This is a genomic window from Collinsella sp. LCP19S3_B6 (genome assembly GCF_052121815.1).
GTDB lineage: Bacteria > Actinomycetota > Coriobacteriia > Coriobacteriales > Coriobacteriaceae > Collinsella.
Window position 1 is genome coordinate 1 of record NZ_JBQKDN010000030.1, and the last position, 11,310, is coordinate 11,310.

Sequence of the window (11,310 nt, forward strand, 5' to 3'; positions counted from 1 at the left end):
GAGGCGAAGGCAGGTTAAACTGAAGGGGCTGACCCCGGAGGAGTTCCGGAACCAGCCCCTTGCGGCGTAGTTCTTATTTAAGCCGTCCAAGTTTTGGGGTGCAGTTCAAACGCGGGCGCCCCGCTGCTTTTCGCATCGTGCTTGCCTGAAGTGTGCTTTAGTATGCAACAATGACGTTTAGCCCCGCCATATGTGAAAGGAAGCCCATGTCACAGAGAAGCACCAGTCCGCTCAAACGCTCAACCGTGCGCCGCACGCTACAGCGTTTTTGGGACGTCACGCGCACGCAGCCGCTGATCGTCTTTCTCTCGGTGCTCTCGTCGGCGGGCTACATCTTTTTGCTCACGTTTGCCAACACCTACGTGATGGCGCTTATCGTCGACCGCGTCCAGGCCGGCCCCGTGGCGGGCGACCGGGTGTTTGAGGTCTTTGGCCCCTACATTCTGGCACTCGTGCTCGTTAACCTAGTGGGCCAAATCCTCTCCAAGCTGCAGGACTACACCGTCTACAAGCTCGAGATTGCGGGTAACTATCACTTGGCGCGCCTGTGCTTCGACACGCTCTCCAATCAATCCATGACATTCCACACCAGCCGTTTTGGCGGATCGCTTGTGAGTCAGACGAGCCGTTTTATGAGCGGCTACACGGGGCTGGTGGACGTGACGGTGTATTCGCTCATTCCCACTGTCACCTCGGTTGTCTGCACGGTGGCGGCGCTCGCTCCGGTGGTGCCGACGTTTACCGTGATCCTGGTGGGCATTATGGTCGTCTACATTGCGTTTGTCTGGCTCATGTATAAGCGCATCATGCCGCTTTCGGCCGCGACGTCCGCCGCGCAGAACAAACTGTCGGGCGTGTTGTCCGACGCGGTCACGAACATCCTGGCCGTCAAGACCTGTGGGCGCGAAGACTTTGAGCGCGACCTGTTCGATGCTGCCGACCGCGCCGCGCGCGACGCCGAAACGGTTTCGATGCACGCCATGATGCAACGCAACTTTACGACCTCGGGCCTTATCGTCATCACCATGGCCGTGGTGAGCGTGTTCGTCGTGGGCGGCAACGCGTGGTTTGGTATCTCTGCCGGCTCGCTTGTCATGATCTTTACCTATACGTACAACCTCACCATGCGTCTGAACTACGTAAGCTCCATGATGCAGCGCATTAATCGCGCGCTGGGCGATGCGGCCGAGATGACGCGTGTGCTGGACGAGCCGCGTCTGGTGGCAGACGACGAGAACGCTCCCGAGCTCAAGGTGGGCGAGGGCGCGATTGATTTTGAGCACCTGAGCTTTGCATACCGCGACGCCGCGGCGGGCGAGAGCGTGTTCGACGACCTGACACTTCATGTGGCGGCGGGTCAGCGCGTGGGCCTGGTGGGCAAATCGGGCTCGGGCAAGACGACGCTCACCAAACTGTTGTTGCGCCTGGACGACGTACAGGGCGGTCGCGTACTCGTGGACGGTCAGGATGTCTCGCGCTGCACGCAGCAGAGCCTGCGCCGCCAGGTTGCCTACGTGCCGCAGGAGGCGCTGCTGTTTCACCGCTCCATTCGCGAGAACATCGCCTACGGCCGCCCCGATGCCACCGACGAACAGATCCGCGAGGCGGCCCGCTTGGCCAATGCCCTGGAGTTTATCGACCGCCTGCCCCGGGGCTTTGACACCATGGTGGGCGAGCGCGGCGTTAAGCTTTCGGGCGGTCAGCGCCAGCGCGTGGCCATCGCCCGTGCCATCCTCACCGACGCGCCGATTCTGGTGCTCGACGAGGCGACCTCTGCCCTGGATAGCGAGTCCGAGGCACTGGTGCAGGAGGCGCTTGAGAACCTGATGCGCGGCCGCACCTCCATTGTGGTGGCACATCGCCTGTCCACCGTGGCGGCGCTCGACCGCATCGTGGTGCTGGCGGACGGCGAGATTGTCGAGGACGGTACGCATGCGCAGCTTGTCGAGGCAGGCGGCGAGTACGCAAGCTTGTGGGGCCGCCAGACCGGCGCATTTTTGGAGGCGTAAAGACCCCATACGTGGGACAATCGTGCCCATAGGTAAGTTATGCCGCCAATCCGAGGAGTCGTTATGCCACGCGAGACCAATGCCGCCAAGCGCGAGCGCGCCGTTGAGGTGTGCGAGCGCCTTAACCGTCGCTATGGCCCGGTTGAGTGCTTTTTGGACCACGAGAATCCCTATAGGCTGCTCATAGCGGTGTTGCTCTCGGCGCAGACGACCGACGCGCAGGTCAACAAGGTGACGCCGAAGCTGTTTGCCCAGTGGCCCACGCCCGAGGCCATGGCGGGGGCGAGCGTTGCCGATGTGGCAGATACCATTAAGTCGCTCGGCTTCTATAAGAGCAAGGCCAAGCACGCCGTGGAGGCCGCACAGATGATTGTCGCCGATTACGGCGGCGAGGTGCCGGCCGACATGAAGGAGCTTGTCAAGCTGCCGGGCGTTGGGCGCAAGACGGCGAACATCGTGCTCAACGTGGGGTTTGGCATTGTCGAGGGTATCGCGGTCGATACGCACGTCAACCGCATCGCGCACCGTCTGATGCTGAGTCCCAAGACGCACGCCAAAGAGCCGCTCAAGACCGAGCAGGATCTGCTCAAGATCTTGCCGCACGAGTATTGGGAGTCGGTCAACCACCAGTGGATCACCTTTGGCCGCGAGATCTGCGACGCCCGCAAACCCAAGTGCGACGAGTGCCCGCTGGCAGATCTTTGCCCGAGCATGCGCGTTTTGGGGTAGCTGTTTGGCGTGCGCTGGCGTGTTCACCTCATGCGCTACCATGATAATCAATACTTTTGACGTAAGACCCGCCGAGCTTGCCCCGGCGGGCTTTTGGCGTTGCGATGCCGGAGGAACAGCATGCTCATTCACCGTATAGCCGCGCAGCTCTACACTGCCGAAGCCTTGCAGACCGTCGAGGCCGGGCTCGACGCCGGCGAGGATGTGACGCTGGCCGTGTCGCAGTCGGGCCGCACGCTTATGGCGGCTGCTCAGTTTGCGCGCCGCCCGCGCCCTACGGTCTACATTGTGAGCGGCGAGGACGCGGCCGATCGCGCCGCGCGCAGCCTTGCCGCCTACGTGGGCCTGGCGCACGTGTGCCGCTTTCCCGAGCGCAAGGACTATCCGTGGCGCGAGCAGGCGCCCGACGATGCCGTGGTGGCGCAGCGCTGCGAGGCTCTGGGGCGTATCGTGCGCGGGGACAACTGCATCATGGTTGCCTCGGCCCGTGCATTGCTGCGTTGCGTGCCGCCAGTCGAGAGCCGCTACTGGGAGTCCACGACCTTTGCGGTGGGCGAGGAGGTTCCTTTTGACGAAGTGCCGCAGCGCCTGGTGGGCATGGGCTACACCAATGCCGGCGCCGCCGACGCACCCGGCCTGTTCCGCGTGCACGGCGACACCGTCGAGGTATTCCCCGCACAAGAGAAAGCGCCCGTGCGCATTGAGTTCTTTGGCGACGAAATTGATCGCATTCGCCGTATGGTGAGCTCTACGGGCCAAACCATCGGCAACGAGGACAGCATCGAGATCTTCCCGTGCCGCGAGCTGGCGCTTACCGACGAAGCCGTTCACAACATGCACGTGGCGCTCTATCGCGCAAGCCAGAGCGACAGCAAGCTGGCGGCACTGCTCGAGATGGTTGATGCGCGTATCGTCACACCCGAGCTCGACCGCTTTTTGCCGGTGATGTACGGCCAGACCGTGAGCCCGTTGGCGCACGTGAGCGGCAAGGCGCTTGTGGTTCTGTCCGAGCCGCGCTCGCTGTTCGACGACTGCCTGCGTGCCTACGAGGATATCGAGGCGCGTGCCGGCGAGGCGGGGATTGTCCGCTTGGACGGCCTGTACGTGCGCGCCCAGCAGCTCGACTTTGGTGCTCAGCAGCGCCTGAACTACGTGAGCCTGATCCGCGCCGGCGGTGCGGTTACGGCAGAGCTCAAGATTGAGCAGCCGGCTATCGCAGGCTCGGACAACCGCTTTATGACGCGCGTTCAGGAAGTCGTGGGCAAGCGCTATGCCTGCGTGTTTGCCATTCCCGACCGCGGCGCGCGCGAGTCGATGGAGCTCACCTTTGGCGATGAGGGCATTACCTTTGAGGAGTCGCTGACGGCCGCCCCCGAAAACGCCGGCGTTATTGGCGAGCGCGTACGCGTGGCAGCGGCAGATTCTGCCGACCGTGCTGTCCGCCAGGAGGCCCATGCCTCGATCCGCGAGCGCCGCGTCGACGCACTCAACGCCCGCTCGCTCGAGGCGGGCGCCGCCCAGGCTGCCGCCGGTGCTGCCGTACCCACCATCTCGCGCGGACGCGTGACCTTTGTGGATGCTGCCCTGCCGCAGGGCGTGGTGGTGCCCGATGCCAACCTAGCCGTGTTCTCGATCGCCGATCTCAATGCCCGCATGGACGCCAACCGCGCGCGCAGCCGTCGCAAGGTGGACATTACGCAGATCACGTTTCCGTTTAAGCCGGGCGACTACGTGGTGCACGCTACTCACGGCATCGCGCTCTTTAGCGAGATCGCGCGCCAGGAAGTTGGCGGCAAGGAGCGCGACTACTTTTTGCTGGAATATGCCGACGGCGACAAGCTCTACGTGCCGCTCGAGCAGGTCGACCGCATCACGCGCTATGTTGGTCCCGACGGCGACAAGCCGCGCTTGACTAGGCTCAACACCGCCGACTGGACGCGTGCCACCAACAAGGCGCGCAAGAACGCCAAAAAGCTGGCGTTTGACCTGGTCGATCTGTATACGCGCCGTTCTTCGATTACCGGTATCGCCTGCCCGCCCGACACGCCCGAGCAGATCGAGATGGAGGAGAGCTTTCCTTACGACGAGACGCGCGACCAGCTGGAGGCTATCGCCGATATTAAGGCCGACATGGAGGCGCCCAAGCCCATGGACCGCCTGCTGTGCGGCGACGTGGGCTTTGGCAAGACCGAGGTTGCCCTGCGCGCGGCGTTTAAGTGCGTGGACTCCGGCCGTCAGGTCATGGTGCTCTGCCCCACGACCATTCTGGCCCAACAGCACTATGAGACCTTCTTTGAGCGCTTTGCGCCGTTTGGCCTCGAGGTCGAGGTGCTCAGCCGCTTTCGCACGCCGGCGCAGCAGAAGCGCGCGCTCAAGGCGTTTGCCGAGGGCACGATCGACGTACTCATCGGCACGCATCGTTTGCTTTCGGCCGATGTGAACCCCAAGAACCTGGGTTTGGTGATCATCGACGAGGAGCAGCGCTTTGGCGTGCAGCACAAGGAGCAGCTCAAAAACCTGCGCGAGCAGATTGACGTGCTCACGCTTTCGGCAACGCCTATTCCGCGAACCATGCAGATGGCCACGAGCGGCGTGCGCGACATGAGCCTGATCACCACGCCACCGACCGGGCGCCGCCCCGTGATCGTGCACGTGGGGGAGTACGACCCCGACGTGGTGAGCGCGGCGATTCGCCTGGAGGTGGGCCGCGGCGGCCAGGTGTACTACGTGTCCAACCGCGTCAAGACCATCGACGACGCCGTGGCGCGCGTGCACGAGGCCGCGCCCGAGGCGCGCGTGGGCGTGGCGCACGGCAAGATGGGCCCGCGCGAGGTCGAGGACGTGATGATCGAGTTCGCGACCAAAAAGATCGACGTGCTCGTCGCCACGACCATCGTGGAGAGCGGCATCGACAACGCGACCGCCAACACGCTGATCATCGAGGATTCGCAGCGCTTGGGTCTGGCGCAGCTCTACCAGCTCAAGGGCCGCGTGGGCCGTTCTGCCACGCAAGCCTACGCGTACTTTATGTTCCCGGGCGAGCTGCCGCTCACCGAGGAGGCTACGGCACGCCTGACCGCACTCTCCGAGTTCCAGGACCTGGGCAGCGGCATGCGTATCGCCATGCGCGACCTGGAGATTCGCGGCGCCGGCTCGCTCATGGGCGCCGAGCAGCACGGCAATCTGTCGAGCGTGGGCTTTGACCTGTTTACGCAGATGCTGGGTCAGGCCGTGGCCGAGGCGCGTGGCGACGACGATGCCGGTGTGGAGGCCGCGAGCGTGGGTATTAACCTGCCGGCCGACTACTTCTTGTCCGAGGAGTACCTGCCGGCGGTGGATCAGCGCGTGCTCGTATACCGTAAGCTTGCGGCGGCCGAGGACCTGGAGAGCATCGACGAGGTGCAGGAAGAGACCGAGGCCGCGCATGGCGAGCTGCCGTTGGCGGGACTCAACCTGTTCAATCGCGCGCGAATCCGCATTCGCGGCGAGCGCCTGGGGCTCGAGAGCGTTACGCTCAGCGGCGGTCGCATCACGTTTTTGGGCGTCGACGTTCCCAAGAAGGTGGCCTATGAGCTTAAGACCCGCTATGGCGCGGTAAACTTCCCCAAGAGCCGCAAACTGTCGGTGCCCTACAAGGCGGGAGCCGGCGCGGGCAGCGGCCTGGGTCGCGGTCTCGACGCCAACGACGGCACCGGCCCCGTGGCCGCGGCACTCATGCTGCTGCAGCAGCTGGGCACGTCCGACGATGACTAACGGGTCGACGCCGTAAACGCCCCATTTGGGCAATCTGGTTCCATCGAAAGGAAAGCATGTTCGGGTACATCTATAAGAAAGATGCCGCTGCTATCGCGGTTATCCTTGCCCTCTGCCTGGGCGTGGGCAGTTTCTTCGATTATCAGATCTCGAGCTCGCTGTTCAACATCGGCAGTATGTACGGCCGCTTTATCGAGGCGGCCGGCGAGCTGCCGTTTGAGCTGACGGCGAGCGTCGCGGGCGTTATGCTCGTGCGTGCGGTGCGTCCCGACTCCAGGGGGAGCAAATGGCTCGCCGTGCTCGGCATCCTCGTCAATGTTGGCCTGACCGGCTATGAGATCGTTTCGTCCCTGAGGGTTGGCGGCAAACTCATCGCGGCTCAGTTGGTGCTGACGTTTGTGCTGGCCATCGTCGCCAACCTTATCGTCTATCGCCTCACGCGCACGACCGAGCCCGACGAGCTCACACGCTGGGCGCTCATGGTGCTTGCCGTGTGGGTCGCTCAGGCCATCATCCTCAACGTGATCGTCAAGCCGCTGTGGTCGCGCCCGCGCATGCGCGTGGTCGAGGTGACGCCGGGGCTCGAGTTTCAGCCGTGGTGGGTGATCGGCAACCCCGACAAGCGGGCCTATATTGCCGCCGGTGTAGTCAAGGACGGCTTTAAGTCGTTTGCGAGCGGACACGCGGCGCACGCGGCGATCGGCCTTATGCTCGCCGGGCTTCCCGCAGCGGCCTTTAAGGAAAAGCCGTCGCGCCGTCGTGTGGTCTTTTGGACGGCGGCTGTGGTTGTGGCGTTCGTCGCGTTTGGCCGCATCGTGATCGGAGCGCACTTTTTGAGTGACGTGAGCTGCGGTTTTGCTCTGGTGCTGGCACTTGAGTGCCTTGCCGCGCGCATTGCCTATCCCAGCGGCGTACAATAGCTCCGTTTGAATCATCTGGCCGATACCCGGTAAGAGAGGATTGCCATGCTCGCGTTTAACAACGATTATTCCCACGGCGCACACCCGGCGGTGCTGCAGGCGCTCGTCGACACCAATATGGAGCCGCAGCCCGGATACGGTACCGATGCACATACCGAGCGTGCCAAGCAGCTTATCCGCGAGGCCTGTCAGGCCCCCGATGCCGACGTGTTTTTTCTGGTGGGCGGCACGCAGGCCAACGCGACGGTGATCGACATGCTGCTCGCGCCGTACGAGGGCGTCGTTGCCGCCGAGACTGGCCACGTCGCCTGCCACGAGGCGGGCGCCATCGAGTTTGGCGGCCACAAGGTGCTCACCATCCCCGGCTACGAGGGCAAGATGCACGCCGAGGACCTTGAGAACTATATCCAGGTGTTCTACGAAAACGAGAGCTACGAGCACACGGTGTTTCCGGGTGCCGTGTACGTGAGTCTATCGACCGAGTACGGCACGCTGTACTCCAAGGCCGAGCTCGCGGCGATTCACGCAGTGTGCCAGAAGCGCGAGATTCCGCTGTTTGTGGATGGCGCCCGCCTGGCCTATGCGCTGGCGGCCGATGAGTGCGACATTACCCTGCCCGAGCTGGCGCAGCTGTGCGACGTGTTCTACATCGGCGGTACCAAGTGCGGCGCGCTCTGCGGAGAGGCTGTGGTGTTCTGCGGTATGCACGCCCCGGCGCATCCCATTCCGCGTATTAAGCAGCATGGCGCGCTGCTTGCCAAAGGCCGCCTGACGGGCGTGCAGTTTGAGGCTCTTTTTACCGACGGCCTGTATTTTGAGATTGGTCGCCAGGCGATCGAGACGGCTCAGGCGCTTCGTCGCGTGCTGCACGAGCGCGGCTACCAGTTCTTTTTGGAGACGCCGACCAACCAGCAGTTTGTGATTCTGCCCAACGAGGACATGGCCCGCATTCGCGAGCATGCCTCGATTGAGTACTGGGAAAAGTACGACGAGACCCACACGGTGGTGCGCTTTTGCACCAGCTGGGCCACGACGCAGGAGGACATCGACGCATTGGCGGCTGTCCTGTAGCCTGATGTAGTGACAAGGGGCTGCCCTGCGCCTGAGCTTGGCGCAGGGCAGCCTTTGTTTTTGAGGGGGAAGGGTTGTATGACCGAAATGTCCGAGCCGACGATTCGCCTGGCGACGCCCGACGATGCGCCGGCGTTGCTTGCCATCTATGAGCCGTATGTGCGCCAGACGGCGATTACCTGCGAATACGAGGTGCCGAGCGTTGAGGAGTTCGCCGGGCGTATCGAGCGTACGCTCAAGCGCTACCCGTATTTGGTGATGGAGCTGGACGGGCGTCCGGTAGGCTATGCCTATGTGAGTCCGCTCAACAGCCGCGAGGCATACGACTGGTCGGTCGAGACGTCGATCTACCTGGCGCGCGATGTGCGCCACGGCGGGCTGGGCCGCAAGCTGCACGATGCGCTCAAGCAATGCCTGATTGCGATGGGCATCACCAACATGTGCGCGCTCATCGCCGTGCCGCACGACAAGGACGACGAGTATCTGACGCACAACAGTCAGGATTTCCATGCCCATATGGGGTATCGCCTGGTGGGCGCCTTCGACCGCTGCGCCCAAAAGTTCGGTCGCTGGTACGACATGTGTTGGATGGAGCTGGTCCTAGCCGAGCGCACGCCCAACCAACCCAAACCAACCTGGTTCCCCGACCTCCCCAAACCTACCATTTAGGGACAGGTTTATTTTGGCAGGTTAGCCGATGGGCTCGGTGTATTTGGCGCGGTCGGTGCGTTGGATGCGCTTGGAGACATGGAGCGGTCGGCCGTCGGTGTCGTAGACGTAGTCGGTGATCAGGATCAGCGCCTGCCCGCGCTCAACGTTGAGCAAAAACGCCTCGTTTTGCGAGGCATAGCACACCTCAAAGGTCTTATGCCCCTGTGCCGGTGCGCGATGGAACTCCTGTCGCAGCGTGGCGTAGAGCGAACCGTTGATATCGCGATCGATGAGCGTCTCGAAGCTTGGCGGCAGGTAGGTGGTCTCCAGGCACAGCGGCGCGTCGTCCAGGTAGCGCAGGCGGACAAGTTTGACGAGCTTGCTGCCCACGGCGGCGTCAAAGAACTTAGCTATGCTGCCGGCCGCCTTGGCAAAGCCCGAGTCCACGGTGCGCGTGGTGGGCTTCATGCCCTGGCCTTCGACCTGCTTGGTATAGCTCGAAAACACCAGGTTGTTCTCGTGGAGCGCGGGCGTGTCGGCCACAAAGGCGCCACGCCCGCGCTCGGTGCGCACCAGGCCCTCATCAACGAGCACCTTAAGGGCGTGGCGTACGGTGCTGCGTGACAGCCCCGATTCGTCCATGAGTTCCATCTCGGACGGCAGCTTCTCTCCGCGCGCATACGTGCCGGCAGCGATGCGATCGCGCAGCGTGCCCGCCAAGCGCTCGTATTGGGTCAGTTTCTTTTTAGATGTGACGCCCATATTGCCAACCTATATCTAACCTGTATGCTTACCTAAGCAAGCATGTATTTAATAAAACAATAAAACTGCTGGTAGCGAGCTACCGAAAACCACAGCAGCAAAATTTCTAAGACAAATATAGCATACAACTAGTCGACATAACCAAAACATGTATGTAACTTGTATGCCTGTGATGAGCATCAAACGAGAAGAAAGGCTGATGCACGATGACTACTCAGGAACAGGTTAAAGATGTCGTCTCCCAGGTTTTGGCCGACAAGGCAGACAAGGGCGGCATCAAGCGCGTCGTGTGGATTGGCGCCGGCGGATCCAACGGCGGTAACTATCCTGCCCAGTACTTTATGGAGCACGAGGCCACGCAGGTCGTGAGCTCCAGCTACACCAGCAACGAGTTCGTGCACGCCACCCCTGCCTACGTTAACGAGAACACCTTGGCCGTCGTCGTGTCCATGCGCGGCACCAAGGAGACTATCGTCGCCGCCCAGGTCGCCAAGGACCACGGTGCCAGCACCATCGCCATCTATGTTGACGAATCCGCCCTCACCGAGGTCTGCGACTACAAGATTCAGTACGACAGCCTGGCCGTCGACGAGTCCTGCATGGGCCGCACCAACTCCGCCGTCGTGACCATGATCGCCATGGAGCTCACGCAGCAGACCGAGGGCTATGCCGAGTACGAGACCGCTATGGCCGCCTTCGACTTGGTCGACCCCATCTATCGCAAGGCCGTCGAGTACACCCGTCCGCTCGCTGCCAAGTGGGCCGAGCAGAACGCCGACAAGCCCTGCATCAACGTGATGGCTCAGGGTCCGCTCTTTGGTGCCGCCTACGTCTTTAGCATCTGCAACGTACAGGAGATGCTACAGATCGACTCCTGCACCATCAACACCTGCGATTTCTTCCATGGCCCCTTCGAGATCCTGGACAAGCGCACCTCGCTGTTCCAGCTCATCAGCGTCGGCCGCAGCCGCTGCAACGACGAGCGCGGCATCCGCTTCGTCAACCAGTACGGTGGCGAGCGCGTCTATCAGCTCGACGCCAAGGAGCTCGGCCTCAACGACATCAAGGACAGCGTGAGCGAATACTTCAACCACCTGATCTTCGCGCCGATCCTCAACAACGTCTACATGCGTGCACTCTCTGCCGTCACCCACAAGGACTATATGACGCGCCGCTACATGTGGAAGCTTGAGTATTAGTTCCGCCGTTCTACGAACCGCGTAACGGCTCGACGCTGTAAACCCGCCAGAGCGGCAATCTGCCTTTCAGCTTCGGCGGCATGACCAGAAGGTCTATGCCGCTTCGCTTCAAGGCACCTTGCTCGCTCTGGCGGGTTTTCGCTCATATGACCCAATCCGCTGTCAAGAGCCACAATGGCCCCGCCGACCGCTTGCAATCGGTCGGCGGGGCCTGCC

General features: G+C 62.4%; 9 protein-coding genes. 8 read left to right on the top strand and 1 reads right to left on the bottom strand.

Features of this window, described 5'->3' with window-relative positions; all coding sequences use genetic code 11:
* The 7 genes from ACTQWD_RS08340 to ACTQWD_RS08370 all read left to right on the top strand — a co-directional run.
* On the top strand, positions 1 to 70 hold a 70-nt coding region (locus tag ACTQWD_RS08340), incomplete at its 5' end, for an IS3 family transposase (protein ID WP_441554575.1).
* Between the two features lie 136 nt (positions 71 to 206).
* Positions 207 to 2,009 (top strand): ABC transporter ATP-binding protein, encoded by a 1,803-nt coding sequence (locus tag ACTQWD_RS08345; RefSeq protein WP_441559729.1) that lies wholly within the window; start codon positions 207 to 209, stop codon positions 2,007 to 2,009.
* Between the two features lie 63 nt (positions 2,010 to 2,072).
* Complete coding sequence (gene nth, locus ACTQWD_RS08350; protein WP_427719497.1) at positions 2,073 to 2,738, top strand: endonuclease III; 666 nt, start codon at positions 2,073 to 2,075, stop codon at positions 2,736 to 2,738.
* A 120-nt stretch (positions 2,739 to 2,858) separates the two neighbouring features.
* Positions 2,859 to 6,491: a transcription-repair coupling factor gene (gene mfd / locus ACTQWD_RS08355; protein ID WP_441559730.1), complete on the top strand. Its 3,633-nt coding sequence runs from the start codon at positions 2,859 to 2,861 to the stop codon at positions 6,489 to 6,491.
* A 56-nt stretch (positions 6,492 to 6,547) separates the two neighbouring features.
* Positions 6,548 to 7,411 (top strand): phosphatase PAP2 family protein, encoded by an 864-nt coding sequence (locus ACTQWD_RS08360; RefSeq protein ID WP_427719494.1) that lies wholly within the window; start codon positions 6,548 to 6,550, stop codon positions 7,409 to 7,411.
* Positions 7,412 to 7,456: 45 nt separating this feature from the next.
* A complete protein-coding gene (locus ACTQWD_RS08365) occupies positions 7,457 to 8,482 on the top strand; it encodes a threonine aldolase family protein (protein WP_118271027.1) in 1,026 nt (341 codons plus the stop codon).
* Positions 8,483 to 8,560: 78 nt separating this feature from the next.
* Positions 8,561 to 9,151 (top strand): GNAT family N-acetyltransferase, encoded by a 591-nt coding sequence (locus ACTQWD_RS08370; RefSeq protein ID WP_118238204.1) that lies wholly within the window; start codon positions 8,561 to 8,563, stop codon positions 9,149 to 9,151.
* Between the two features lie 21 nt (positions 9,152 to 9,172).
* On the opposite strand, the gene ACTQWD_RS08375 is transcribed toward ACTQWD_RS08370, so the two are convergent.
* A complete protein-coding gene (locus tag ACTQWD_RS08375; protein WP_441559731.1) occupies positions 9,173 to 9,895 on the bottom strand; it encodes a GntR family transcriptional regulator in 723 nt (240 codons plus the stop codon).
* Between the two features lie 206 nt (positions 9,896 to 10,101).
* Between ACTQWD_RS08375 and ACTQWD_RS08380 the strand changes: the two genes are divergently transcribed.
* Complete coding sequence (locus tag ACTQWD_RS08380) at positions 10,102 to 11,094, top strand: SIS domain-containing protein (protein ID WP_427719490.1); 993 nt, start codon at positions 10,102 to 10,104, stop codon at positions 11,092 to 11,094.
* The last annotated feature ends 216 nt before the right edge of the window (positions 11,095 to 11,310 follow it).

Bases quoted from the DNA above. Each gene is read 5' to 3' on its own strand.
- ACTQWD_RS08345 (WP_441559729.1), top strand. From the start codon at position 207: ATGTCACAGAGAAGCACCAGTCCGCTCAAACGCTCAACCGTGCGCCGC.
- ACTQWD_RS08380 (WP_427719490.1), top strand. From the start codon at position 10,102: ATGACTACTCAGGAACAGGTTAAAGATGTCGTCTCCCAGGTTTTGGCC.
- ACTQWD_RS08370 (WP_118238204.1), top strand. From the start codon at position 8,561: ATGACCGAAATGTCCGAGCCGACGATTCGCCTGGCGACGCCCGACGAT.
- ACTQWD_RS08365 (WP_118271027.1), top strand. From the start codon at position 7,457: ATGCTCGCGTTTAACAACGATTATTCCCACGGCGCACACCCGGCGGTG.
- mfd (WP_441559730.1), top strand. From the start codon at position 2,859: ATGCTCATTCACCGTATAGCCGCGCAGCTCTACACTGCCGAAGCCTTG.
- ACTQWD_RS08360 (WP_427719494.1), top strand. From the start codon at position 6,548: ATGTTCGGGTACATCTATAAGAAAGATGCCGCTGCTATCGCGGTTATC.
- nth (WP_427719497.1), top strand. From the start codon at position 2,073: ATGCCACGCGAGACCAATGCCGCCAAGCGCGAGCGCGCCGTTGAGGTG.
- ACTQWD_RS08375 (WP_441559731.1), bottom strand. From the start codon at position 9,895: ATGGGCGTCACATCTAAAAAGAAACTGACCCAATACGAGCGCTTGGCG.